We start from the raw sequence: 25,717 nt of genomic DNA on the forward strand, positions 1-25,717 counted from the left end.
GCGCGCGATGGGCTGAACGATGACAATCGGTGACGATGCGGCACTCCAGTTGGTGGTCTCCCTGAACCGGCTGACCCGCAGCCTGCGCAGGGCCGCCGCCGCGGGCGGCATCCAGCCGACACAGCTCGCCGTCCTCGCGATGCTGACCCAGCGCGGCCCCTCCCGGATCGGTGAGATCGCGACCTGGGTCCCCTGCTCCCAGCCGACCGCCACCGCGGCCGTGCTGGGACTGGAGACCGCCGGCCTGATCCGCCGCGAACCGGACCCCACGGACGGCCGGGCCAGCCGCGTCCTGGCCACCGACCGCGGCACGGCCGCGCTCGCCGAGGTCGCCCGCGGCGAGGCCGAGGTGCTGGCCAAGCGCCTCGCCTCGCTGCGGCCCGACGAGGTCCGCCGGCTCGCCGAGATCGAACCGCTGCTGCGACGCTTGGCCGAGGCGTCGGACTGACCGGGTGACGGACCCGGCCGACGGGCATCGCCCCTGGTGGCGCCCGCAGGGCCGGTCGGAGTAGGGACGATGACCTACGATGCGGACCGTCGTTCTCAGGCCATGGCCAGTCATAGGACAGTCACAAGTCGCACAGTCGCCTCCCTCGCCACGACCACCCTCGCGGTCACGGCCGCGGCGGCAGCGGTGTCGCTCGTCGGCGCGGCCCCCGCGTCGGCCGGCGGCCTCATCGTCATCGGGTCCCCGTCCCACGACAACACCTGCAGGAACGGAGTGGGCACGGTCGCGCGCGGAGCCGCCACGCACGGTACCGGGAACGCGGCCGGCCTGCTCGGGCAGATTCCTTTCGGCAGCCCGCTCAACCACTGCGGCGGCGCCGACCTGCCCGGCAACAAGCAGGGCAACGAAGCGCCGGACGACGACCCCGGGCTCGAATACGCGGCGAATCAGCCTCCGTCCGACACCAGATACCCCGGTGCCGGCCAGACGGACTTCCTCAAGCTGTTCAGGTAGTCACTGCCGAAGGCGCGGCCGGCCACCGCCGAGCCGCCCGGGACGGACCCGTGGCCCGGCCCCTGCCCCGGCCCTCCGTCCCGTCCGCCCCCTTCCCCATCAATGGAACACGTTCTACTGTGCCCACGACCCAGAACCCGACGGCCCGTCAGAAAACAGCTCCCGCGCCGCGCCGTGCCACGCCGTACCGCGCCCGCCGTGCGCCGGAGCGCGTACGTGTCTCCGTACCACCATCCGGGCCGGTCAGACCAGGAGGGGCCGTGCACCTCGAATACACCCCGGCACAGCAGCGGCTGCGGTCCGAACTGCGGGAGTACTTCGCCGCCTTGACCCCCGACAACGCGTACGCACGGTTCCAGGGCACCGGTGCGCGGGACGCCACGGGCCCCAGCCCGCAGAAACGGTTCTACCGCGAGACGGTCCGGCAGCTCGGCACGGACGGCTGGCTCGGGGTCGGCTGGCCCGAGGAGTACGGCGGCCGGGGCCTGACCCCGATGGAGCAGTTCATCTTCTTCGACGAGGCCGCACAGGCAGGCGTGCCGCTGCCCCTGATGGCGCTGAACACCGTCGGCCCGACGATCATGCGGTACGGCACCGCCGAGCAGAAGGCGTACTTCCTGCCCAAGATCCTGGCCGGGGAGATCGACTTCGCGATCGGCTACAGCGAACCGGAAGCCGGTACGGACCTGGCGTCACTGAAGACCCGGGCCGTACGCGACGGCGACGGCTACCTCGTCAACGGGCAGAAGATCTGGACCACCAACGGCGACACCGCCGACTGGGTCTGGCTCGCCGTCCGCACCGCTCCCGTCGAGGACGGCGTACCGCCCCACAAAGGCATCAGCCTGCTCCTCGTGCCCACCTCCGACCCCGGCTACTCCTGCACCCGCATCAACACCCTCGCCTCGCACGACACCACCGCCAGCTACTACGAGAACATCCGCGTCCCCCTGACCCGCCGCGTCGGCGAGGAGAACCAGGGCTGGCGCATCATCACCAACCAGCTCAACCACGAACGCGTCACCCTCGCCGCCCACGGCACGATGGCCGTCCGCGCCCTGCGCGACGTACAGCGCTGGGCCGGCGAGACCAAGCTGGCCGACGGACGGCGCGTCATCGACCTGGGCTGGGTACGCGGCCGCCTGGCCCGTACCCACACCAGGCTGGACGCCATGAAGCTGCTGAACTGGCAGATGGTCGACGCCCTCCAGCAAGGCACCCTCACCCCACAGGACGCCTCCGCCGTCAAGGTCTACGGCTCGGAGGCCCGTCGCGACGCCTACGCCTGGCTGATGGAGGTCGTCGGCGCCGCAGGCCCCCTGAAGGACGGCTCGGCCGGCGCCGTCCTCCACGGCGAACTGGAACGCGGCTACCGCTCCGCGGTCATCTTCACCTTCGGCGGCGGCAACAACGAGATCCAGCGCGAGATCATCGCGTGGATCGGGCTGGGGATGCCTCGGGTACGGCGTTGACGCGCGGTCCGGCCCGCCCCCGCGGTGCCTCCCCAGCGCCCTACACCCCGCGCCCCCGCGCCGCCATACTGAACGGGCGGGGCACCCAGGGGCACCGAGGGGGATCGCGGCGGACGCGGTGGGACGGGGGCGCGGGCGGCGATGGTGGAGAGCAGGCTGGTCCAGGGGCGTTACCGGTTGCTCGACCTGATCGGGCGCGGCGGGATGGGGGAGGTGTGGCGGGCGCGCGACGAGTCGCTGGGGCGGCAGGTCGCGGTCAAGTGCCTCAAGCCGCTCGGGCCGCAGCACGATCCGTCGTTCATGCGGGTGCTCCGGGAGCGCTTCCGGCGGGAGGCGCGGGTGGCGGCGGCCCTTCAGCACCGCGGGATCACGGTCGTCCACGACTTCGGTGAGGACGACGGGATCCTGTTCCTCGTGATGGAGCTGCTCGACGGGCGGAACCTGAGCCAGTTGCTGGAGGACAACCGGCACTACCCGCTGCCCGTGCCGGACTTCGCCGACATCGCCGAGCAGGTCGCGGCGGCCCTCGCGTACACCCACGAGCAGTCCATCGTGCACCGTGACCTCAAGCCCGCGAACATCGTGCGGATCGCCGACGGGACGGTGAAGATCTGCGATTTCGGCATCGCCCGGCTGGGGCACGACATCGGGTTCACCGCCCGGCTGACCGGTACCGGCATAGCGATGGGCACGCCGCACTACATGTCGCCGGAGCAGATCGGCGCCGGGACGGTCGATCACCGCAGCGACCTGTACTCGCTGGGGTGTGTGCTGTACGAGCTGGCTACGGGGGTGCCGCCGTTCGACCTCGACGACGCCTGGGCGGTGCTCGTCGGGCACCGTGACACGCCGCCGGAGCCGCCGCGCGGGCACCGCCCCGACCTTCCGGAGGCGTACGAGCGGATCGTGCTGGACCTGCTGGCGAAGGATCCGGAGGACCGGCCCCGGGACGCTGCGGAGCTGGTGAAACGACTCGTCTCGGCCCGCAGGCCGCCGGAGTACCCCACGGTGGAGGCGACGCTCCCGGCGCGGCCGGACGGGCGTACACCGACGCGCGCCGCGTACCGCCTGCCGTCCTGGACGCAGGGGATGCGCGGCGGGTCCCAGGCCGGCCCCCGGGTGCCGCGGGCGTCCGGTGCCGAGGGTGCCGCCGGGCTGACCGGCTCGTGGACGAGCGGTCTGCCGCCGCTCAGCCGCGACACCCCCGCACCGTACGCCGCCGAGCGCCCCGCGCCCTCGCCCGAACACCTCGCCGCGCTGGCCGCCCGCCACAACGCCGGGCTCAGCCTCGGGCGGCTCGGCCGGTGGGCGGAGGCGGGGGAGGTGCACCGCGCGGTCGCCGCCGAACGGGAGCACGCGCTCGGGCCCGACCACCCGGACACCCTCGCCAGCCGGTTCGAGGTGGCCTTCACCCTCGCCCGGTCCGGCCGGCCCGCCGACGCGCTGCGCGAGTACGAGCGGGTGGCCGCCGGGCGCGAGCGGAGCCTCGGCGCCGATCACGTGGACACGCTGGCCGCCCGCCAGGAGACGGCGTACGCGCTGGGCCGGCTCGGGCGGCACTTCGAGGCGCACCAGGTGTACGTGTCCGTCCTCGCGGCCCGGGAGCGCACGATGGGCCCCGGGCACCCGGACGCGCTGCGCTGCCGCCACAACCTCGCCTTCAACCTCAGCCGTCTGGGCCGGCTGGAGGACGCGTACCGGATGGCGCGCGACGTGGCGTCGGGCCGGGCCCGGGTGCTGGGGGCGCAGCATCCGGACACGCTGGTGACGCGGTACGAAGTGGCTTACCTGCTCGGACAGTTGGGGCGTTGGACGGAGGCATTGCAGACCTATCGTGAGGTGGCCGCCGACCGGGCGCAGGCGCTGGGGCCCGGTCATCCGGACACCCTCGCCGCCCGTTACGAGGTCGGCATAAGTCTGGGACGTCTGGGGCGCAGCGCCGAGGCGCTGGAGCTGTACCGGGACCTCGTCGACGCCCGTACGACCGCGCAGGGGCCCGCCGACCCCGAGACGCTGCGCGCCCGGCACGGCCTCGGCGTCAACCTCGGCCGCCTCGGACGCTGGGAGGAGGCGCTGGTCGAGGCCCGTTCGGTGGCCGCGCTCCGCGAACAGGTGCTGGGCGCCGACCATCCCGACACCCTCGTCAGCCGCCGGGAGATCGCCGTCGCCCTGGGGTGGCTGGGCCGCTGGCCCGACGCGCTGGCCGTCTACCGGCAGGTCGCGGCGGCCCGCGAACGGGTATTGGGCGCCGACCACCCCGACGCCCTGGCGAGCCGCGGCGACGAGGCGCAGTGCCTGGAGCAGTTGGGGCGCTCCGCCGAGGCGGTGGCGCTGTACCGCCGGGTCGCCGCGCTGCGGCAGCGGCGCGCGCCGGGCCGGGGGTGAAGGAGGGCTGCGCCTTCGGTCCCGGCCCGGCGGTCCGCTCGGTGCCCTGAGGCACCGCCCTGAGGTGCGCCCCGGCAGCCGCTCAGCGCACCGGACGCACCCGGTAGAGCACCGTCGCGTGCGCCGGTACCCGTACGGAGATCTTCCCGTCGGTGCGGGAGGTGCGCCGGGTGACCAGGTCGCGCAGCTCGTACCGGCCCGTCCCCGCCCTCGGCAGACCGGCCGTCTTCGCCGTGGTGGACAGGGTCCGCGGCGTGTCACCCGAGTTGAAGAGCGCGACGGCCCGGTCACCGTTCTGCAGCGGCTTGGACAGCACGTCGTACCCGGGCCCCTGCTGGACCACGCGCCCCTGCACGCCCTTCGGGTCCTGGTCCACGGCGATGACGTCCCGGTTGCCGAGGACCCGCAGCGCGGCCGGTGAGATCTTCGTCAGGTCCGTGCTGGAGATCAGCGGTGCGGCCATCATGGCCCACAGTGCCATCTGGCTCTGGATCTGCCGGGTGGACAGGCCGGAGTCACCGGCCAGCAGGAAGTCGGGGTCGTTCCAGCGGCCCGGGCGCTGAAAGGGCGCCAGCTTGGCGTTGTACGCGTAGTTGTACTTGATCGACGACCACTTCCTGGCGCCGTTGTGCTTCTCCACCGCGATGTCGCGGCCCTCCCGCCACAAGTTGCCGACCTGCGACGACCAGCGGATGACCTGGTGCCAGACCCGGTCGCCGTCGTACTGGAAGTAGGCGGGCGCCGACACCGAGAAGACGATGTCGCGGCCGGTCTTCCGCAGGGCCTGGCTGACCGCCCGGTAGGCGTCCTGGTAGGTCCGCTCCTTCGTCTTGCCGCGGGCGGTGGGCAGGTTGCACCCGTCCATCTTCAGGTAGTCGACCTTCCACTTCGCGAAGAGGTCGGCGTCCTGCTGGTAGTGGCCGAAGCTGCCCGGGTACTTCTCGCAGGTCAGCGTGCCGACGTCCTCGTAGATGCCGAACTTCAGGCCCATCCGGTGCAGTTCGCGCCCCACGTACGCCATGCCGCGCGGGAACCGGGCCGGGTCCGGGACGAGGTTGCCCCGGGCGTCGCGCTGCTTGAGCATCCAGCAGTCGTCGACGGTGACCGTGTCGTAGCCCTTGGCCGTGAGGCCGGACTTCACCAGGGCCCGCGCGTTGCCGAGGATCACCTTCTCGTCGATGTCGCACATGTAGTACGACCAGTTGTTCCAGCCCATCGGGGGTCTGGGGGTGAGGTTCGGGTAGACCGCCGCGGCCCGCGCGCCGGACGCGGGCCCGGCCGGGCCGGGAGCGGTGGGGGTGGCCGCCGCCGGGAAGGCGGCGGCTGCGGACAGGACACCCGCCGCGCTCAGGGCGGCGGCGCTCAGGCGGGTCAGGGTGCGCCTCGGGGGACGCGTTGCCGACGAAATGTGCACAGGTCGCCTCACAGGGGGACGGAGCAGGCCGATACAACGCATCGTCGGACGTTAGGAACGTAGGAGGAGGGCGGGCAAGGCGCCGCGCTGCGGGGCTCCCGGAATTCAGCCGTCCGTACCTGGCGGCACCGATCACCGCGTGCTACCAAGAGACATGCCGGAACGGACTTCGTACGACGTGGTCATCGTCGGCGGCGGGCACAACGGCCTGGTCGCCGCCGCCTACCTCGCCCGCGCCGGGCGCCGGGTGCTGGTCCTGGAGCGGCTCGGCCACACCGGCGGCGCCGCGGTCTCCGAGCGTGCCTTCCGCGGCGTGGACGCGCGGCTGTCCCGCTACTCCTACCTCGTCAGCCTGCTGCCGCCGAAGATCGTGGCCGACCTCGGCCTGCGCTTCGCGGTCCGCCGGCGCTCGGTCTCCTCCTACACCCCCGCGGTCCGCGGCGGCCGCCCCACCGGCCTGTACGTGAGCACCGACGAGGCCGCGACCCGCGCCTCGTTCGCCCGGATCACCGGCTCGGACCGGGAGTACGCGGCCTGGCGGCGGTTCTACGGCATGACCCGGCGGGTCGCGGAACGGGTCTTCCCCACCCTCACCGAACCGCTGCCGGCCCGCGCCGCGCTGCGCGCCCGGATCGGCGACGACGCGGCCTGGGAGGCGCTGTTCGAGCGACCGCTCGGCGAGACGGTCGAGTCGGTGTTCGACGACGACCTGGTGCGGGGTGTGGTGCTCACGGACGGGCTGATCGGTACGTTCGCGCACGCCCATGACCCGACGCTGGCGCAGAACCGCTGCTTCCTCTACCACGTCATCGGCGGCGGCACCGGCGACTGGGACGTGCCGATCGGCGGCATGGGCGCCCTGACCGACGCGCTCGCCGACGCCGCCCGCAGGGCCGGCGCGGAGATCGTCACCAACTGCCCGGTGACCGGCATCGCCACCGACGGCGGCACGGCCGAGGTGACCGGCGCGCACGGCACGGTCGGCGCGCGGCACGTCCTGGTCAACGCCGCCCCGCAGGTCCTCGCCGGGCTCCTCGGCGAACCGTCCCCGGAACCCGCCGAGGGCGCCCAGCTCAAGGTCAACATGCTGCTCACCCGGCTGCCCCGGCTGCGGGACACCGGCGTCGACCCGCGGCTGGCCTTCTCCGGGACCTTCCATGTCGCCGAGGGCTACCGGCAGTTGGAGACCGCCTACCGGCAGGCGGCCGCCGGCGAACTCCCCGCCGCGCCGCCCTCGGAGATCTACTGCCATTCCCTGACGGACCCCTCCATCCTCGGCTCCGACCTGGTACGCCAGGGCTACCAGACGCTGACCCTCTTCGGCCTGCACACCCCTGCCCGCCTCTTCACCGATGACCACGACGCCACCCGGGAGCGCCTGCTCGCGGTGACCCTCGCCCAGCTCGACGCCGTACTGGCCGAACCGCTCGCCGACTGTCTGGCCACCGACGCGGACGGCCGCCCGTGCATCGAGGCCCGCAGCCCGCTCGATCTGGAACGCGACCTGTGCCTGCCGGGCGGCAACATCTTCCATCGCGAGCTGGCCTTTCCGTACGGCACGGAGGACGGTGCGGAGAGCGCGGCCGCCCGGTGGGGTGTGCGTACCGCGCACGCCAACGTGCTGCTGTGCGGCGCGGGTGCGGTCCGGGGCGGCGGGGTGAGCGGCATTCCGGGGCACAACGCCGCCATGGCCGTTCTGGAGCAGGAGTGACGGCCGGGGCGCTCAGGCGGCGCCCGCCGTCCCGTGGCCGGTGACCCCGGCCGCCCGTACCGCCCGCGCGGCGGCCCGTACGGCGCTGTTGATCGCGATCTCGCCGCGCATCCCGGGCGCCGTGACCATGTCCCCGGCCAGGAAGACCCCGTCCCCGCGGTCGATCGCCGGACGGTCCCGCCAAGTCAGTCCCGGCAGGTCCAGGGCGCCGGTGCGGCCGCGCGCGCGGTGCCCTGGCGGCGCCATACCGCGCGGTCCTGCCACCCGGGCACGGTCAGCTCGGCGAAACGTTCCAGCCGCTGTCGCGCGTCGGCCGGCCGCTCCCCGTCGCGTACCGGCATGTCCAGTTGGAACAGTGACGTGCCGGGCGGCGCGGTGGCCGGGTCCTGCATCGAGTAACCGCGTCGAGATCGAAGGCGAGGTTTCGTGGTGACGATGGCGGGGTGGTCCGGGAGCACGGTGATCCGGGAGCCCAGCTCCACGCGTACGCCGAGCTGCCGGGTGCGGCCCGTCATCCGGTCCACGACCGCCTGCCGGCCTCCGGCCACCCACCTCACGGTCGGCACACCGGGCGCGAACACCCGGCGGATCAGCCCCCACACGAACGCCGCCCCGATGACGGTGATGTCCGTCCGCATGATGTGCCTCCTGGGGCTGGTGTGCAGGTGTTCACCGTCCCTATGGACGGGTTGCGCCCTGGTGGATGTGACATGGGGGGCGCGCCGGCCTTACGGGAGCCGCCTCGCCCATACGGGGGCCGCGCCCGCCTTACGGGAGCCGCTTCGCCCTTACGGGAGCTGTCCCGCCCTCACGGGGCCCGCGCCCGTCCTTTCCTGACGAGCCATCAGGAATCCTCTTCCCTCGAACGCGTCCCTGCGGCATCCTGCGGCCATGCAGACGGAGCTGAGCAACCGGCTGGGAGTCGAGCACGCCGTCTTCGGGTTCACCCCGTTCCCGGCGGTGGCCGCCGCGATCACCCGTGCCGGGGGCTTCGGCGTGCTCGGCGCGGTCCGCTACGCGGCCGCCGACGAACTGGCCCGCGACCTGGACTGGATCGAGCGGCACACCGACGGCAAACCGTACGGCCTCGACGTCGTGATGCCCGCGAAGAAGGTCGAGGGCGTCACGGAGGCGGACATCGAGGCGATGATCCCGCCCGAGCACCGCCGCTTCGTCGCGCGGACCCTGGCCGCACACCAGGTGCCCGAACTGCCCCCGGGCGAGGCGTCCGGCTGGCGCATCACCGGCTGGCTGGAGCAGGTGGCCCGCTCCCAGCTCGACGTGGCCTTCGAGTACCCGATCAAACTGCTGGCCAACGCGCTCGGCTCACCACCCGCCGACGTCGTCGAACGCGCCCACGCGCACGGCGTCCTCGTCGCCGCCCTCGCGGGCAGCCCCCGGCACGCTCGGCACCACCGGGATGCCGGTATCGACATCGTCGTCGCCCAGGGCTACGAGGCCGGCGGTCATACCGGTGAGATCGCCACCATGGTGCTCACCCCCGAAGTCGTCCGCGCCGTCGACCCGCTGCCCGTGCTCGCGGCCGGTGGCATCGGTACGGGTGAACAGGTCGCCGCCGGGCTGGCCCTCGGCGCCCAGGGCGTCTGGCTCGGCTCCGTCTGGCTGACCACCGAGGAGGCCGGGCTGCACTCCCGGCGGCTCACCGAGAAACTGCTCGCGGCGGGCTCCGGCGACACCGTCCGCTCGCGCGCGCTGACCGGCAAGCCCGCACGGCAGCTCCGTACGGCGTGGACGGACGCCTGGGACGACCCGTCCAGCCCCGCGCCGCTGCCCATGCCCCTGCAAGGACTGCTGGTCGCCGAGGCCGTCTCCCGTATACAGAAGTACGAGGTCGAGCCGCTGCTCGGCACGCCGGTCGGCCAGATCGTCGGGCAGATGAACTCCGAACGCAGTGTGCAGGCGGTCTTCGACGAGCTGACCCGCGGCTTCGAGCGGGCCGTCGACCGCATGGACCGGATCGCCGGGCGCACGGCCGGGCGCGCGGATCAGCGCACCGACGGGCACACGGCCGGGCGCGCGGGCGGGCCCACCGACGGGCGCGCGGCCGGGCTCTAGAAGGCCCCAGACACCGGCACCGAGCCGAGGAGGACACGTATGCCGGCATCCATGGCGTCACCCACCCCGAACGGCTTCTGGGCGCAGGCCGCCGCCGACCCGGGGCGTACGGTGCTGATCGCCCCGGACGGCGAGGAGTGGACCGCCGCCCGGCTGCACGCCGCCTGCAACCGCCTGGTGCACGGCCTGCGCGCCGCGGGCCTGGAGCGGGGCGACGCGTTCGCGGTGGTGCTGCCCAACGGTGTGGAGCTGTTCACCGCCTATCTCGCCGCCACCCAGGGGGGCTTCTACCTCGTACCGGTCAACCACCACGCGGTCGGCCCGGAGATCGCCTGGATCGCCGGTGACGCGGAAGCCAAGGCGCTGATCGCGCACGAACGGTTCGCCGACGCGGCCCGCGCCGCCGCCGACGAGATCGGACTGCCGCCGCGACACCGCTACTCCGTGGGCGAGGTGCCCGGATTCCGCCCGTACTCCGCGCTCCTCGACGGACAGCCGGAGACCCCGCCCGAGGACCGCACCCTCGGCTGGGTCATGAACTACACCTCCGGCACCACCGGCCGCCCCCGCGGCATCCGCCGCCCGCTCCCCGGGAGGCTGCCCGAGGAGTCCCCGCTCGGCGGCTTCCTCGGCATCTTCGGCATCCGCCCTTTCGGCGGCAATGTGCACCTGGTGTGCTCACCGCTCTACCACACGGCCGTACTCCAATTCGCGGGCGCCTCCCTGCACATCGGGCACCAGGTCGTCCTGATGGACAAGTGGACGCCGGAGGAGATGCTGCGCCTGATCGACACGTACCGCTGCACCCACACGCACATGGTGCCGACCCAGTTCCACCGCCTGCTCGCCCTCCCGGAGGAGGTCCGGGCGCGCTACGACGTGACCTCGATGCGGCACGCGATCCACGGCGCAGCGCCCTGCCCCGAGCACGTCAAGCGGGCGATGATCGACTGGTGGGGGAGCTGTGTGGAGGAGTACTACGCGGCGAGCGAGGGCGGCGGAGCGTTCGCCACGGCCGAGGACTGGCTCAAGAAGCCCGGTACGGTCGGCAGGGCTTGGCCCATCAGCGAACTGGCGGTCTTCAACGACGACGGCGAGCGCCTGCCACCAGGCGAACTGGGCACCGTCTACATGAAGATGACCACCGGCGGCTTCAGCTACCACAAGGACGCGGGCAAGACCCGCGAGAACCGCATCGGCGACTTCTTCACCGTCGGCGACCTCGGGTACCTGGACGAGGACGGCTACCTCTTCCTCCGCGACCGCAAGATCGACATGATCATCTCGGGCGGCGTCAACATCTACCCCGCCGAGATCGAGGCCACCCTGCTCGCCCACCCCGCCGTCGCCGACGCGGCCGCCTTCGGCATCCCGCACGACGACTGGGGCGAGCAGGTCAAGGCCGTTGTCGAGCCCGCCGACGGGTACGCGCCCGAGCCGGCGCTCGCCGACGCGATCCTGGCCCACTGCGCGGAGCGGCTCGCGGGGTACAAGTGCCCCAGGTCGCTTGATTTCGTCGCGGCCCTGCCCCGCGACCCGAACGGCAAGCTGTACAAGCGGCGGCTCCGCGATCCGTATTGGGCGGGACGGGAGCGCGCCGTGTAGCCGGGAGCACCGGTGTCCGTGATCGCCCCGTCGCGGGGTGTCCTTGACCCGTCGCGGGCCGGGGCACAGGATCGCGCCATGACGGGAGTACGGACGAACACGGTCGACGGAGTCCTGCGGCGCAGCGCGCGCCGGACGCCCGAGCGTACGGCGGTGATCCACGGCGACCGGTCCTGGACCTACCGCGAACTGGACGACGCGGTGACGGCCGCCGCGTACGCCCTGCTGGACACCGGGCTCCGGCCCGGCGACCGGGTCGCCGCGTACGGGCACAACTCCGACGCGTACGTGATCGGATTCCTGGGCTGCGCCCGCGCGGGCCTGGTGCACGTACCCGTCAACCACCACCTCACCGGCGACGAACTGCGCTACATCCTCGAACAGTCGGGCAGCGCCCTCGTCCTCACCGACCCCGCGCTGGAGCACCGGCTGCCGTCCGGAGTACGCACCATGCCGCTGCGCGACGCGGCCGGGTCGCTGCTGGAGCGCGCGCGGGAGGCGCTGCCGTACGGGCCGCCCGTTCCGCGTGGTGCGCAGGGCCCGTGCGATTCGCGTGATCCGTACGCCTCAGGCTCCGACGACCTGGCCCAGCTCCTCTACACCTCCGGCACGACCGGGCTGCCCAAGGGCGCGATGATGACGCACGGCGCGCTGGTGCACGCGTACGCGTCCGCCGTCGCCGCCCTGGACCTCAAGGCCGCCGACCGGCCCGTGCACTGCCTGCCGCTCTACCATTCGGCGCAGTTGCACGTCTTCCTGATGCCGTACCTGGCCGTGGGCGCGGAGAACGTCATCCTCGACGCCCCGGACCCGCAGCGGATCTTCGACCTGGTGGAGGCGGGCCGGGCCGACAGCCTCTTCGCGCCGCCCACCGTCTGGATCGGCCTCTCCCAGCACCCCGGCTTCGGCACGCGGGACCTCAGCGGTCTGCGCAAGGCGTACTACGGCGCCTCCGTCATGCCGGTGCCCGTGTTGGAACGGCTGCGCGCCCGGCTGCCCGATCTCGCCTTCTACAACTGCTTCGGACAGAGCGAGATCGGCCCGCTGGCCACCGTCCTGGGGCCGGACGAGCATGAGGGCCGGATGGACTCGTGCGGCCGTCCGGTGCTGTTCGTGGAGGCCCGGGTGGTGGACGAGCACGGCACCGAAGTGCCGGACGGCACCCCCGGGGAGATCGTCTACCGCTCGCCCCAGTTGTGCTCGGGCTACTGGGACAAGCCGGAGGAGACCGCGGCGGCGTTCCGGGACGGCTGGTTCCGCTCGGGGGACTTGGCGACGCGTGACGCGGCGGGCTGCTTCACCGTGGTCGACCGGGTCAAGGACGTCATCAACTCGGGCGGTGTCCTGGTCGCCTCGCGGCAGGTCGAGGACGCGCTGTACGCGCATCCCGCGGTCGCCGAGGTGGCGGTGATCGGGCTGCCGGACGAGCGCTGGATCGAGGCGGTGACCGCCGTGGTCGTACCGCGGGCGGAGACCGGGGCGCCGCGGGAGGCGGAGCTGATCGCGGTCGCGCGGGAGCGGCTGGCCGGGTTCCAGGTGCCCAAACGGGTGCTGTTCGTCGAGGCGCTGCCGCGCAATGCCAGTGGCAAGATCCTCAAGCGGGAGCTACGGGACCGGTTCCGCTCCGGCGGAGCGTGAGCGGCCGATCATGGTCCGGGCGTCCGCCGAGGGCGATTGTCAGACCCCCCTGCCATGCTGAGAAGTGCCGGGGGAAAGGCACCGAACGACACCGCGTGTTCCCCGGTGACGAGGGCGTATGTGCTCGCTCGCCGCCCGCGTCGCGCGCCGTGACGATCGGATGCCGGAGGAGATCAACATGCTCACGACCCAGTACGTCCCAGGTGCGCCGAACTGGCTCGACCTCGGGGCTCCCGACCTCGACGCGGCCGTCGCGTTCTACGGCGGCGTCTTCGGCTGGACCTTCAGCTCGGCGGGCCCCGACGTCGGCGGGTACGGCTTCTTCCAGCTCGACGGGAAGACCGTCGCCGGGGCCGGACCGCTGACCGAGGAGGGCGCGAGCCCGGCCTGGACCGTGCACTTCCACAGCTCCGACGTGGACGCCCTGGCCAAGACCGTGGAGCAGGCCGGCGGCACGGTCCGCTTCGGCCCGTGCGACGTCTTCACCGCCGGCCGGCTGGCCGGGTTCACCGACCCGGCCGGCGCCGAGTTCGCGGTCTGGCAGCCCGGCGACGTCCAGGGGCTGGAGCTGGTCGGCGCCTCGAACGCGGTCTGCTGGACCGAGCTCCACACGACCGACGCGGCCGCCGCGAAGGACTTCTACCGCACGGTCTTCGGGTGGGAGACGGTCGACAACGTGATGGACGAGCACCTGGTCTACACGGTCGCCTCGCCCACCGGCACCGACCCGAACGGTGAAGCGGGCCACGCCGGCATCATGCAGTTGCCGGCCGAGAACGTCGCGGCAGGCGCCACGTCGGAGTGGCACCCGTACTTCGCGGTGGAGGACTGCGACGCGACGGTCGCCGCGTCCACGGAACGCGGCGCGACGGTCGTCATCCCGCCGGAGGACGCCGAAGGCATAGGCAGGCTCGCCATGCTGCTGGATCCGTTCGGCGCTCCGTACGCGCTGCTCACGCCGAGTCCGAGGTAGGGGAGGCCGGAGGGGCGGAGACCGACAGGAAGGCCGGTCGAGGGCCCGTCGCTCGGGTCCTCGACCGCGTAGGTGTCGACCGGTGGCACCGTTGGTCAGTGGCGCTGTCGGTCAGTGGCGCCGTGGGTCACCGGGTCGGTCCCGTACCGGGCGCGTCAGGCGGCCCAGCCCTTGGTGTTCGCGTACGACTCGTAGGAGTAGCGAGTGGCGCGGTTCCATTCTTCGCCGGTGATGCGTTCGTAGGCGTGGTCCGGTGCGTAGAGCAGGCTCTCCGCTCAGACGAGGTCGGTGGCGAACGGGGCGAAGGCGCTCGGGTTCCGGAGTACGCCGTCGAACACCTCGCGGCCGGCGGCGACGACCGCGCAGCGTGTGGAGAGGAAGGAGTCACCGGAGAGGCCCTGGCCGAGTTCCTTGCGGTCCAGGCGGTAGAGGGCCCAGGAAAGCTGCTCGGCGAAGCCGGTGACCATGTACACCGGGGACCGGGCTAGGTGCTCGGTCAGTGCGGCTGCCAGGCGTTCGGAGTCAGGGTCCGGTCCTGTGGGTGTGCAGGCGTCGATGAGCTGCCAAAAGGTGTCTTCGTTCATGGCCGCCAGCGTGACGCAAGGGTCTGACATTGAGCGGCTACGGCCACAGCCGCGGCCCCGGCAGGGCTGGGCTCCGCGGCGCGGGCGATGCGCCGCTCGGCGTGTGGCAGTAGCTTCTGGCCGCCGGGCAGCGGAATGAGCGGGACGGCCCCTTGCCCTCAGTCGCGGGCGTCCACGATGCGTTTCAGTTTGCCGACGGAGCGTTCCAGGGTTTCCGGGTCGACGATCTCCACGGCGACCGAGACGCCGATGCCGTCCTTGACGCCGCGGACGATCCGGCCGACGGCGGCCGTGCGCTCCTCCGGGGTCGCGTCCGGCCGGGCTTCCGCCCGTACGGTCAGGTGGTCCATCCGGCCTTCCCGGGTCAGCCGCAGTTGGAAGTGCGGCGCGACGCCCGGCGTGCGCAGCACGATTTCCTCGATCTGGGCGGGGAAGAGGTTCACACCGCGCAGGATGACCATGTCGTCGCAGCGGCCGGTGATCCGTTCCATCCGGCGGAAGGCGGGCCAGGCGGTGCCGGGCAGCAGCCGGGTCAGGTCACGGGTGCGGTAGCGGACCACCGGCAGGGCCTCCTTGGTCAGCGAGGTGAACACCAGCTCGCCGTGCTCGCCCTCCGGCAGCGGGGCGCCGGTGACCGGATCCACCACCTCCGGATAGAAGTGGTCCTCCCAGATGTGCAGCCCGTCCTTGGTCTCCACGGACTCCTGCGCGACGCCTGGACCCATCACCTCCGAGAGGCCGTAGATGTCGACCGCGTCGATCGCGAAGCGCTCCTCGATCTCGCGGCGCATCTCCTCCGTCCACGGCTCCGCGCCGAACAGCCCCGTCCTGAGGGAGGTGGTCCGCGGATCGACGCCCTGCCGTTCGAACTCGTCGAGGAGCGTGAGCAGGTAGGACGGCGTCACCATGATGATCTCGGGACGGAAGTCCTGGATGATCTGCACCTGCCGGGCGGTCATGCCTCCGGAGGCCGGGACGACCGTACAGCCGAGCCGTTCGGCGCCGTAGTGCGCGCCGAGGCCGCCGGTGAACAGGCCGTACCCGTACGCGATGTGCACCGTGTGGCCGGGCCGGCCGCCCGCCGCGTGGATCGAGCGGGCCACGACGTCGGCCCAGACGGCCAGGTCCTGTTCCGTGTAGCCGACGACCGTCGGACGGCCCGTCGTCCCGCTCGAGGCGTGGATACGGCGGATCTCGTCCTGCGGCACGGCGAACATGCCGAAGGGGTAGTTGGCTCGCAGGTCGTCCTTGACGGTGAACGGGAAACGGGAGAGGTCCGCGAGCGACCGGCAGTCCTCGGGGCGCACCCCGGCCCGGTCGAAGGACTGCCGGTAGAAGGGGACGTTCTCGTACGCGTGCCGCAACGAGGCGCGCAGCCGTTCCAGTTGCCGGGCCCGCAGCTCGTCGGCGGACAGCCGCCGTACGGCGTCGACCGCGCCCGCGTCCGCATACGGGCCGAACGCGCCCGTGCCGTCACTCATTCCGTACTCGATCTTCGCGCATCCGGCATGTGTGTCACCGTTCCGTGTCCCGACCGATCAGTCGGTGGCTGAGTGCGCTCCAAGTAATCAGCGGACGGCGGAACCCGTCAAGGGGCGTGACGAACTCCTGCGCGGGTAGCTTCGAGCGCATGAGTGACGTTCGGAAAGTGCAGGTCGGTGACGTTCGGCTGGCGTACCGGTGCTGGGGCGACGCGGACGCGCCCCCGGCGGTGCTGCTGCACTGCCTCGGCGAGGACGGTGAGGACTGGCGCGGTGTGGTCGGCCAGCTCGCGACCACCCACCGGGTGTACGCGCTGGACCTCCGGGGGCACGGGCACAGTGACTGGCCGGGGGAGTACGGCTTCGAGCGGTGGCGCGACGACGTGGCCGGGTTCCTCCGGGAGCTGCGGCTGGGGCCCGTGGCGCTCATCGGTCACTCCGTAGGCGCGGTCGTCGCGCTGCTGCTGGCCGCCGACCACCCGGAGCTGGTGGAGCGGCTGGTGCTGGAGGAAGCCGCCCCGCCCCTCCCGGCGTCACCGCCGCAGGAGATCCCGGACCCGCCACCGGGCCCGCCGGCGTTCGACTGGCAGGCCAAGGTGGCCGTGGTGGCCCAGCGCAACGCGCCGGACCCGGTGTGGTGGGACGGCCTGGCGAAGATCATCGCGCCCACCCTGGTGATCGCCGGCGGCTCCACCAGCCACATCCCGCAGCAGCAGCTCAGGGACATGGCCGAACGTATCCCTGACAGCCGGCTGGTGACGGTCGAGGGGGCGGGCCATCTCGTGCACGAGGAGCGCCCGTTGGAATACCTCGACGCGGTCCGGACCTTTCTGGTGCCCAACCCCTGAGGATTCCCGGGCGCGGACTGCCGTACGCACCCGTCGGACCGCCGTACGCACCCGCCGGACTGTCGTACGGCGGACGGGGGCGCGCCCACGGTCGGCCCAATGCCGCAACGGTGTCCCTCTCCCGTGGTGCGCTGACCGCGCAACCCTCGAAAGGAACATCATGCGTACATCACTTCGTATGACCATCCGTGCGGCGGTCGGTCTGCTGGCCGTCGTGGCCCTGTCCGGCGCGGTGCTGTCCGCCGCGGCGCACGCCGACTCGGACGACGGGGCGGGCACCACCGTCCCCGCCGTCGGCAGTCGCGGAGATTCCGGGTCACCGTCGAAGAGCGGGTTCCTGTTCCCGGTCGACGGCCTCGCCCAGAACGCCAATGTGGGCGTCACCAGCGTGTCGGACGGTGACTGACCGGGGCTGATCGGAGCTGACCGGGGCTGACTGGAACCGGTCGGGTCTGACGAGGGACGGTCGGGTCTGGCCGGGACCGGTCAGGTCAGGGCGGACCCGGCCGCCGGTCTCCGCGCCGACGCCGCCTGCCCGCCCGGTCGTACGATGATCGCCCGGGCGGGCAGGCGGTGGCCCGGTACGCGGAGGGGGCGGGTATGGGCGCGGAAGGGCGTGCGGGCCGGGGAGAGCGCGGGGAGGACGAGCGGGCGGCGGACGAGCGGGCGGAGGCCGCGGTCCTGGCGGGGGACGAGGCGGCGTTCGCGCATCTCGCCGGGCGCTACCGGCACGAACTGCGTGTGCACTGCTACCGGATGCTCGGGTCGTTCGCCGACGCGGAGGATCTCGTACAGGAAGCCCTGCTGCGGGCCTGGCGCAACAGGGCGGGCTTCGAGGGGCGGGGGACGTTCCGGGCCTGGCTGTACCGGATCGCGACGCGCGCCTGTCTGGACGCGCTGGCCGGCCCGGCCCGCAACAGGGAGATCGCGGTGGCGGTCGACGGCGCGGGCGTGCCGAAACGTTCCGCGCCGGCCGAGGTGACCTGGCTCCAGCCCTACCCCGACGCCCTGCTGGACCTCGCCGCGCCGGAGGGCAGTGGCCCGGAAGCCGTGGCGATCGCCAGGGAAACCATCGAACTGGCCTTCCTGGCGGCGATCCAGCACCTGCCGCCACAGCAGCGGGCCGTACTGATCCTGCGCGACGTCGTGGGGCTGCCCGCCGCCGAGGCGGCCGGCATGCTCGAAGTGAGCGTCGCCGCGGTCAAGAGCGCGCTGCAACGCGCCCGCGCCACGTTGCGCGAGCAGTTGCCCGAGCGGCGCACCGACTGGGGGCGGGGCGTCACCGGCCCCACCGAGGCCGAGCGCGCACTTCTCCAGCGGTTCGTCGACGCCTCACGGGCCGCCGATGTCACGGCGCTGGCCGCGCTGTTGCGTGCGGACGTCCGGCAGACCATGCCCCCCGCCCACCTGGTGTTCGACGGCCGCGCGGCCGTCATCGGCATGTGGCGCGCGGCCCTGGAGGGGGAGCAGGCGTGGGGCGACTGGTTCGCCGTACCGCTCGCCGTGAACCGGCAGCCCGCCGTCGCGAACTACGTACGGCGCTCCGGGGCTCCCACGTACACCGCGGTCAACATCGACGTGCTGCGCGTGGCGGACGGCCTGATCGCCGAGATCACCACCTTCGCGCCGGACCTGCTGCCCGCCCTCGGCCTCGCCTCCGTCCTGACGCCGGCCGAGGTGGAGAACGCCCCGGCCCGGTAGTGACCCAGGTCACTCCCGCCCGCCGATTCCTTTCCGGGGGCCCGCCGGTCGTACGAGTACGAGTACGAGCAGTGACGCCGAGAAGGGGAAGTGTTGTGACGGAGCAGCAGGCCGGCAGCGGTGCGGTGGCGGGGACGGGGACGGACGACGGGATCGGGGAACTGGAGCGGCTCCTGGGCCGTTGGCGGGTCGAGGGCGGGGCGACCGGTACGGTCACCTACCGCCGCCTCGACGGCGGGTTCTTCCTGGTGCAGGAGGTGGAGCTGGAGCAGTACGGCCGGCGGATCACCGGCATGGAAGTGATCGGCAGGGAGAAGCCCTTCGGCGCCGCGGCACCGGGGGAGGACATCGTGTCGCGCTTCTACGACAACGAAGGGCACACCTTCGACTACGTGTACGAGATGGCGGGCGACACCCTGACCATCTGGGGCGGCGAGAAGGGCTCACCCGCGTACTTCCGGGGCACCTTCACCGCGGACGGCAACGTCCTCGCGGGCGCTTGGGTCTACCCGGGCGGCGGGGGCTACGAGTCCACGATGACCCGGATCGGCTGAGCAGATGCTGGGGCCGGGGGACTCGTCCTCTTCCCGGCCCCGGCCATGGTCCCCGGGCCGACTCTGCCCTGACCCTGGCGGCGTACCGGCCTCCGCGCCGGCGCGGCCCCGGCCCGGCTACTCCTGAACCCCCGCCCCCGCCCCCCGGTCCCGCCGTGTCGCAGGTCGCGCATCCGACCCGCCGATCCGCACCCAGGGCCTGTCGTCAAGTTCCCGTCTGCCGCGCGACTTCCCCAGCTACCGCTGGGAGGAACCCCACGCTGTGTCGCCGAAACGCCCGCGTAGCCCCCCAAGGCCCGAAGAGCCGAGGCGGAGCCCAGCGGAGTGCACCAGACGCCGCGCGGCCCGCCCTTCGGGCGGACAACGGGAAGGTGACGACAGGCCCTGGTGGCGGGATCTTGTTCACCCAAGGGGACGCACACCAGCCTGCCGTCGCGGTCCGGCGGGCCGAACTCGCCAGTATGAGCGTGTGATCACTTTCCCTCGTCATCGCGGACGGCGCCGCCGGTCCGCCCCGCTCGTCCTGGGTACGGGCGTCCTGGCCGTGCTGTCGTTGCTGCCGTCCTCCGCGCTCGCCGCGCCACCGGCCCCGGAGGCGGCCGCCGCCCCGGGCGCATCCACCGCCCCCACCGGCGCCGAACGCCGGGTCTCCGCCTACCTCGACGGAATCCGCAAGCGGCCCGCGGCGCTGCGCGCCTTCTTCCGCGACCTGCCCAAGGGCGCCGACCTGCACAACCACCTGTCCGGCGCGGCCTCGACCGAGCTGCTGATCAAGCTGGCCGGGGACGACGGCCTGTGCATCGAGACGAAGACGATGACCGCCAGACCGGCCCCGTGCGGCCCGGGTACGCGGCCGGCGGTGCAGGCCAGGAAGGACCGTTCCTTCCACCGGCAGATCCTGCGGGCCTGGTCGATGCAGGACTTCTCGTCGGCGTCCGGCGAGTCCGGGCACGACCACTTCTTCGCGGCCTTCGGGAAGTTCGGCGAGGTGAGCTGGCGCCACGGCGGCGAACTGCTGGCCGACGTCGCCAACACCGCGGCCCGGCAGAACCAGTTCTACCTGGAGACGATGCTGACGCCCGCCTCCGGCGGCAGCAAGAAGCTGGCCGAACAGGTCGGCTACCACGCGGACCTGTGGCGGATGCACCAACTGCTGACGGCGGGCGGCAAGCTGGACAAGCTCGTACGCGACGCGGGCCGGGAGGTCGACAAGGGCACCGCTGACTTCCGCAAGGCAGCGCGCTGCGACACCGCCAGGCCGGCCCCCGGCTGCCGGATGACCGTACGCTTCATCTCGCAGGTGTCGCGCGGCAGTTCGCCCGAGCGGGTCTTCACCCAAATGGCGCTCGCCATGCGCCTCGCCGAACGCGACCACCGGTACGTCGCGGTGAACCTCGTACAGCCGGAGGACGAGCGGAACGCGCTGCGCAACTACCGGCTCCACATGCGGATGCTGGACTACCTGCACGGCGTCTACCCGCGCGCCCACATCACCCTGCACGCCGGTGAACTCGTCCCCGGCCTGGTCAAGCCCGAAGAGCTGCGCTTCCACATCAACGAGGCGGTCCGCACCGGCCACGCGGAGCGCATCGGCCACGGCGTCGACGTGGCGCACGAGGACGGCGCGCCCGCCCTCCTGCGCACCATGGCGCGGCGTGGCATCGCGGTGGAAGTGCCGTTCACCAGCAACCGGCAGATCCTCGGGGTCTCCGGTGCCGACCACCCGTTCCCGCTGTACCGGCGCTACGGCGTGCCGGTCGTGCTCGCCACCGACGACCCCGGGATCTCGCGCAGCGACATCAGCGCCGAGTACCGGTACGCGTCCGGCACGTACGGCCTGCGGTACCGCGAACTGAAGGATCTGGCGCGCGCCTCCATGGAGCACGCCTTCCTCCCGGGCCGCAGCCTGTGGGGCGACGGGAAGCGCGCTTACGAACTGGCGCGCCCGTGCCGCATGGAGCGCCCGGGCGGTCACCGGCCCCGCGTGGCCTGCACACGGTTCCTCGCCAAGAACCTGAAGGCGGCCCTCGAATGGCGGCAGGAGGTCGCCTTCGCCCGCTTCGAGCACCGCGTTCTGCACGCGCGGCGCTGAGCGGGGGATCGACGGGGCGGAACGGCGAACGGCGGGAGCGAGGGTTTCTCCTCGCTCCCGTGCTGCCGTCAGTAAGATCGTCAGGGCATGCTCATGACTGTGCTCATGTCCGGGAGGGCTGACGGTGGTACCCCACGCGCGAACGTCCCTGCGCCGCCTGCTGATCACGGGCGCCGCCGCAACCGCCCTCCTCGCAGCCGTACCGGCTCCGGCGTCGGCGAGCGCCGCGCCCGCACCGGCCGTCACCCTGCCCGCTGCGACACCCAGGGAAGCGGACACACTGCGCCCCCTCGCAGCCCTGTCCGCCCGGCGCCTCGCCACCGCCGACCTGGTGGCCGCGGCCAAGTGGGGCACCGGCAGCCCGGTCGACGACCCGGCGCGCGAGCAGCAGGTGCTGGACGCGGTGGCGCGGCAGGCGACGGAACTCGGGGCCGATCCCCGGTGGACCGCGCGGATCTTCCGGGACCAGATCGAGGCGAACAAGACCGTGCAGCGCGGCCTGCACCGCCGGTGGGCCGCCGACCCCGCGCAGGTGCCGGGCGAGCGGCCGGACCTCGGTGAGGTGCGCAAGGAGATCAACCGCGTCAACGACGCGCTGGTACGGGCGATCGCCGCGTCCGGCGCGGCGCGCACGTCGCCGCGCTGCGTTCCGTCGCTGGTGGGCGCTGCCGCGGACGTACGCCGTGAAAAGCGTCTGGACACCCTGCACACGGTGGCGCTGGTCCGTTCCGTACGGTCCGTGTGCGGTGGGCCGGTGTCATGGCCGGCTCAGGCGTCCTGACGGCGGGGCCGTCACACATCGTCCCGCTGCCGCCGCGGCCGTGCCGGTCCGGCCCGGCCGCCCCGGGGCGCCAGGAGCACCGGCAGCTCCGCGAACCCGTTGAACACCATCGACGGACGACGGGCGGGCGGCCGTTCCGGGTCGTGCAGACGCAGGTCAGGGAAGCGGGCGAAGAGCGCAGGCAAAGCGACGGCCGCCTCCAGCCGGGCGAGCGGTGCGCCGAGGCAGTGGTGGATGCCGTGCCCGAAGGTGAGATGACGGGTGGTCGCCCGGGTGATGTCGAAGCACCCGGCCTCGGGCCCGTGCTGCCGTGGGTCGCGGCCGAACGCGGTGTACGAGAGCATCACCGGATCACCCGCGCGGACGGTCCGGCCGGCCACGTCCACGTCGCACAGCGCGTAGCGGAACGGGAAGTGGGCGACCGGCGCGTCCCAGCGCAGCGTCTCCTCGGCCACGGCGCTCCAGGGCACCTGCCCGCTGCACGCGAGGGCGAGCTGCCCGGGGTGGGTCAGCAGCGCGTGTACGGCGTTGACCAGCAGGTTCACGGTGGTTTCATGCCCGGCCACGATCATCAGCAGGAGCGTGTCGACGAGTTCGGCGCCACTGAGCGGCTGAGGGTCGGGAGTTACCAGCGCACTCGTCAGGTCGTCCCCGGGGTGCTCTCGCTTCTCGTCCAGGAGAGCGGCGAGCGCGGTGCGCAGCTCGCGGTGGACCGCCGGCGCGCCGGACAGGTCCGAGCGGGGGTCGAACAGTGCCCCGCACAGGGTCCGGAGCCGATCGCGGCGGTCGTCGGGTACGCCGAACAGTTCGCAGATGACCCGTATCGGCAGCGGGTGGGCGTAGCGGGCCCGCAGTTCGACCGGTTCCCCGGGCCGGCCGTCGGTGAGGCCGTCCAGCAGCTCTCCGGCCAGTTCCTCGACACGCGGCCTGAGCCGCTCCACGCGGCGCACGGTGAACGCGCGGGCCAGCGGCGCGCGGAGCCGGGTGTGGTCGCCCGCCGTCGCGGTGGTCATGTTGGCGACCGTCAGCAGCGGCGCCAGCGGCCAGGAGCGCGGGACCTCGCCGCTGCGCCAGGCGCGCCAGGCGCCGATGTCCTTGACGAAGCGGCTGTCGGCCAGCACCGCCCGCCCGGCCTGATGGTGGGTCACCAGCCAGGCGGACACTCCGCCGGGCAGCAGGACGGGCACCACCGGCCCCGCCGCGCACAGCGAGGCCGTGCCGGAGCGGGGATCGTGCTCAGCGGGGTCGAGCCGTACCGGAATGCCGTACGTGCCGGAGAGGGCGTCTCCGGGTTCCACGCCGTCGAAGTCCATGCTTCAGGTTAGAACCGCCCGCGGGTCCCTTCCCACCCTCGGTGTGGGCCATGGCTTGCTGCATTCGCGGGGCAGGGGCTGCTGCATCCGGGGGCACGGCGTGTGCCAAGCGGGTGAAGGGTGGGGACCGGTTGTCGACCCGGCGCGGGGTGCGGGCAACCGTGCGGGTGTCCCCTTCTTTCCACTCAGGAGAACCCCCTCATGTCGAAGATTCTCGCCGTCATACCCCGGCCCGGCGCGGCGCACACCGGTTCCCGGTCGTGTGGGCCGCGCCGCCACCACCGCCGTACCGTCTGAACCAGCCGGTCAGGGGCTCCGGCCGCCGTCGGGGCGGCGGCCGGAGCCCGGCCGGTGGGGCGCGGGAGCCGCGCCCTACGGAGCGTCCGCCCCGGAAGCCACCGCCTTCGCCCACCGGTAGTCCGCCTTGCCGCTGGGGGAGCGCTGGATGCGGTCGGTGAAGACCACCGACCGCGGAATCTTGTAACCGGCCAGCCGCGTACGGCAGTGGTCCTGCACCGCGGCCAGGCCCAGCGGCGCCGCACCCTCGCGGAGCTGCACCACCGCGGCCACCCGGCTGCCCCACCGCTCGTCCGGCACTCCCGCCACCAGCGTGTCGTAGACGTCCGGATGCGCCTTCAGCGCCTGCTCGACCTCCTCCGGGTACACCTTCTCGCCGCCGGAGTTGATGCACTGCGAGCCCCGGCCGAGGACGGTGACGATGCCCGCCTCGTCGACGGTCGCCATGTCGCCGAGCAGGACCCACCGCTCGCCGTCCGCCTCGAAGAACGTCTCGGCGGTCTTGCGCGGGTCGTTGTAGTAGCCCAGCGGTACGTGTCCGCGCAGCGCGAGCCGCCCCACCTCGCCGGCCGCCACCCGGGCGTGCGCGGGGAGGCCGGGTCGACCACCGCCGTGTGCGCGTTGACGTGCAGCCGGAAGCCCCGGCCGGTGCCCGAGTCCTCGGTGGCGGTGCCGTTGAAGCCGGACTCGGAGGAGCCGAAGTTGTTGAGCAGCAGCGCGCCCGGCACCAGCGCGGCGAACTGCTCCCGTACGGTCTCGGAGAGGATCGCCCCGGAGCTGCTGACGCTGAACAGCGAGGAACAGTCCGTGCCCTTCAGCGGACCGGCCAGCGCGTCCGCGAGCGGGCGCAGCATTGCGTCACCGACCAGCGAGATGCTGGTCACCTTCTCCCGTTCGACGCTGCGCAGCACCTCCTCCGGGACGAACTTGCGGTGCAGCACCACCTTCTGGCCGAAGTGGAAGGCGATGAACGCGGTGAGGGTGGAGGTGCCGTGCATCAGCGGGGGAGTGGGGAAGAAGACGAGCCCTTCCCCGCCCGCGGCGACGCGTTCGGCCAGCTCCTCGGGGCGCCGCACCGGTTCGCCGGTCGGCGCGCCGCCGCCCATGCCGGAGAAGAAGATGTCCTCGTGCCGCCACAGCACGCCCTTGGGCATGCCGGTGGTGCCGCCGGTGTAGATGACGAGCCGGTCACCGCCGGAGCGCGGGGCGAAGTCGCGGTCGGGCGAGCCGGACGCCTCGGCGTCCCTGAACGGCACCGGCGCGACGGCGGGCTCCGGGGCGTCGGCGGGCGGGGTGCCCACCCGTACGAGGTGGCGCAGCCGGTCAGCGCGCGGCAGGGCCGCCGCGACCCGGCCGGTGAACTCCGCGTCGAAGACCAGGGCGACGAGGTCGGCGTCCTGGTAGAGGTAGGCCAATTCGTCCTCGACGTAGCGGTAGTTGACGTTGACCGGTACGGCACGGATCTTCAGGCAGGCGTAGAGGGTCTGGAGGTACTCGACGCCGTTGTAGAGGTGCAGGCCGACGTGCGAGCCGGGGGTGACGCCGTGGTCGCGCAGGTGGTGGGCGAGGCGGTTGGCGGCGCGGTCCAGTTGCCCGTACGTGAGACGGCGCTCCGCGCCGGTGCCCGGGTGGTCGAGGAACACCAGCGCCTCACGTCCGGGAACCGTGTCCACGACCGACTCGAACAGATCGGCGAGGTTGTATTCCACGTCTCCTCCAGAACGGGCGGCGGCGTCGGCTCGCGGTCATTAGAGCGCCGCACGCCGTACGGGGGAAGGGGCACGGCGTCAGAACCTGACTATCTGTCAGAAAACTCTTGAAGTCGGCCCCC

The 25,717-nt window shown here is 72.7% G+C and carries 21 protein-coding genes and 1 pseudogene; 15 read left to right on the top strand and 7 right to left on the bottom strand.

Annotated elements, in window-relative coordinates; genetic code table 11:
• Positions 1 to 19: 19 nt before the first annotated feature.
• The 4 genes from EJG53_RS35335 (at position 20) to EJG53_RS35350 (ending at position 4,818) form a co-directional block, all read left to right on the top strand.
• The gene (locus EJG53_RS35335) at positions 20 to 448 is read left to right on the top strand and encodes a MarR family winged helix-turn-helix transcriptional regulator (protein WP_125048315.1); all 429 of its coding nucleotides are present in this window, start codon (positions 20 to 22) and stop codon (positions 446 to 448) included.
• A 69-nt stretch (positions 449 to 517) separates the two neighbouring features.
• Entirely contained in the window at positions 518 to 961 is a 444-nt protein-coding gene (locus EJG53_RS35340) for a hypothetical protein (protein WP_125048316.1), read from the top strand.
• 260 nt (positions 962 to 1,221) lie between these two features.
• On the top strand, positions 1,222 to 2,433 hold the full coding sequence (locus EJG53_RS35345) for an acyl-CoA dehydrogenase family protein (RefSeq protein ID WP_125048317.1): 1,212 nt from the start codon (positions 1,222 to 1,224) through the stop codon (positions 2,431 to 2,433).
• Positions 2,434 to 2,574: 141 nt separating this feature from the next.
• Complete coding sequence (locus tag EJG53_RS35350; protein ID WP_125048318.1) at positions 2,575 to 4,818, top strand: serine/threonine-protein kinase; 2,244 nt, start codon at positions 2,575 to 2,577, stop codon at positions 4,816 to 4,818.
• Positions 4,819 to 4,900: 82 nt separating this feature from the next.
• Here EJG53_RS35350 and EJG53_RS35355 read toward each other — a convergent pair whose 3' ends face one another.
• A complete protein-coding gene (locus EJG53_RS35355) occupies positions 4,901 to 6,232 on the bottom strand; it encodes a glycoside hydrolase family 27 protein (protein ID WP_125048319.1) in 1,332 nt (443 codons plus the stop codon).
• A 154-nt stretch (positions 6,233 to 6,386) separates the two neighbouring features.
• Here EJG53_RS35355 and EJG53_RS35360 point away from each other — a divergent pair, with 154 nt between their 5' ends.
• The gene (locus tag EJG53_RS35360; protein ID WP_125048320.1) at positions 6,387 to 7,943 is read left to right on the top strand and encodes a phytoene desaturase family protein; all 1,557 of its coding nucleotides are present in this window, start codon (positions 6,387 to 6,389) and stop codon (positions 7,941 to 7,943) included.
• A gap of 12 nt (positions 7,944 to 7,955) precedes the next feature.
• On the opposite strand, the gene EJG53_RS35365 is transcribed toward EJG53_RS35360, so the two are convergent.
• Positions 7,956 to 8,189 (bottom strand): hypothetical protein, encoded by a 234-nt coding sequence (locus EJG53_RS35365; protein ID WP_125048321.1) that lies wholly within the window; start codon positions 8,187 to 8,189, stop codon positions 7,956 to 7,958.
• On the bottom strand, positions 8,129 to 8,581 hold the full coding sequence (locus EJG53_RS35370; RefSeq protein WP_125048322.1) for a hypothetical protein: 453 nt from the start codon (positions 8,579 to 8,581) through the stop codon (positions 8,129 to 8,131). The genes EJG53_RS35365 and EJG53_RS35370 overlap by 61 nt, the downstream gene beginning before the upstream one ends.
• A 253-nt stretch (positions 8,582 to 8,834) precedes the next feature.
• Between EJG53_RS35370 and EJG53_RS35375 the strand changes: the two genes are divergently transcribed.
• The 4 genes from EJG53_RS35375 to EJG53_RS35390 all read left to right on the top strand — a co-directional run bounded on the left by EJG53_RS35375 (position 8,835) and on the right by EJG53_RS35390 (position 14,235).
• Complete coding sequence (locus EJG53_RS35375) at positions 8,835 to 10,019, top strand: NAD(P)H-dependent flavin oxidoreductase (RefSeq protein WP_244955472.1); 1,185 nt, start codon at positions 8,835 to 8,837, stop codon at positions 10,017 to 10,019.
• A gap of 51 nt (positions 10,020 to 10,070) precedes the next feature.
• Positions 10,071 to 11,624: an acyl-CoA synthetase gene (locus EJG53_RS35380; RefSeq protein ID WP_125049806.1), complete on the top strand. Its 1,554-nt coding sequence runs from the start codon at positions 10,071 to 10,073 to the stop codon at positions 11,622 to 11,624.
• A gap of 78 nt (positions 11,625 to 11,702) precedes the next feature.
• Positions 11,703 to 13,262, top strand: a complete 1,560-nt coding sequence (locus tag EJG53_RS35385) for an acyl-CoA synthetase (RefSeq protein WP_125048323.1) — start codon at positions 11,703 to 11,705, stop codon at positions 13,260 to 13,262.
• A 178-nt stretch (positions 13,263 to 13,440) separates the two neighbouring features.
• Entirely contained in the window at positions 13,441 to 14,235 is a 795-nt protein-coding gene (locus EJG53_RS35390) for a VOC family protein (protein ID WP_125048324.1), read from the top strand.
• 275 nt (positions 14,236 to 14,510) lie between these two features.
• Here the strand turns inward: EJG53_RS35390 and EJG53_RS35395 are convergent, their stop codons facing one another.
• Both EJG53_RS35395 and paaK read right to left on the bottom strand, forming a co-directional pair.
• Positions 14,511 to 14,819, bottom strand: a complete 309-nt coding sequence (locus EJG53_RS35395; protein ID WP_244955473.1) for a DUF4240 domain-containing protein — start codon at positions 14,817 to 14,819, stop codon at positions 14,511 to 14,513.
• Between the two features lie 158 nt (positions 14,820 to 14,977).
• Positions 14,978 to 16,300, bottom strand: coding sequence for a phenylacetate--CoA ligase PaaK (paaK, locus tag EJG53_RS35400; RefSeq protein ID WP_244955474.1), 1,323 nt, complete (start codon positions 16,298 to 16,300; stop codon positions 14,978 to 14,980).
• Positions 16,301 to 16,449: 149 nt separating this feature from the next.
• Between paaK and EJG53_RS35405 the strand changes: the two genes are divergently transcribed.
• From EJG53_RS35405 to EJG53_RS35430, 6 genes are all read left to right on the top strand, one after another.
• A complete protein-coding gene (locus tag EJG53_RS35405; RefSeq protein WP_125048325.1) occupies positions 16,450 to 17,148 on the top strand; it encodes an alpha/beta fold hydrolase in 699 nt (232 codons plus the stop codon).
• 178 nt (positions 17,149 to 17,326) lie between these two features.
• Positions 17,327 to 17,554 carry a hypothetical protein gene (locus EJG53_RS35410; protein ID WP_125048326.1) on the top strand — a complete coding sequence of 76 codons (228 nt, stop codon included), beginning with the start codon at positions 17,327 to 17,329 and terminating at the stop codon, positions 17,552 to 17,554.
• Between the two features lie 194 nt (positions 17,555 to 17,748).
• Positions 17,749 to 18,849: an RNA polymerase subunit sigma-70 gene (locus EJG53_RS35415; RefSeq protein ID WP_125048327.1), complete on the top strand. Its 1,101-nt coding sequence runs from the start codon at positions 17,749 to 17,751 to the stop codon at positions 18,847 to 18,849.
• Between the two features lie 125 nt (positions 18,850 to 18,974).
• Entirely contained in the window at positions 18,975 to 19,403 is a 429-nt protein-coding gene (locus EJG53_RS35420; protein ID WP_125049808.1) for a hypothetical protein, read from the top strand.
• Positions 19,404 to 19,872: 469 nt separating this feature from the next.
• On the top strand, positions 19,873 to 21,495 hold the full coding sequence (locus EJG53_RS35425) for an adenosine deaminase family protein (RefSeq protein ID WP_125048328.1): 1,623 nt from the start codon (positions 19,873 to 19,875) through the stop codon (positions 21,493 to 21,495).
• 124 nt (positions 21,496 to 21,619) lie between these two features.
• The gene (locus EJG53_RS35430; protein WP_125048329.1) at positions 21,620 to 22,276 is read left to right on the top strand and encodes a chorismate mutase; all 657 of its coding nucleotides are present in this window, start codon (positions 21,620 to 21,622) and stop codon (positions 22,274 to 22,276) included.
• Between the two features lie 11 nt (positions 22,277 to 22,287).
• Here EJG53_RS35430 and EJG53_RS35435 read toward each other — a convergent pair whose 3' ends face one another.
• On the bottom strand, positions 22,288 to 23,589 hold the full coding sequence (locus EJG53_RS35435; RefSeq protein WP_125048330.1) for a cytochrome P450 family protein: 1,302 nt from the start codon (positions 23,587 to 23,589) through the stop codon (positions 22,288 to 22,290).
• Between the two features lie 372 nt (positions 23,590 to 23,961).
• A pseudogene (locus EJG53_RS35440) lies at positions 23,962 to 25,595 on the bottom strand (acyl-CoA synthetase).
• Between the last annotated feature and the right edge of the window lie 122 nt (positions 25,596 to 25,717).

Origin of the sequence: Streptomyces chrestomyceticus JCM 4735 (genome assembly GCF_003865135.1) — a bacterium.
Taxonomy (GTDB): domain Bacteria; phylum Actinomycetota; class Actinomycetes; order Streptomycetales; family Streptomycetaceae; genus Streptomyces; species Streptomyces chrestomyceticus.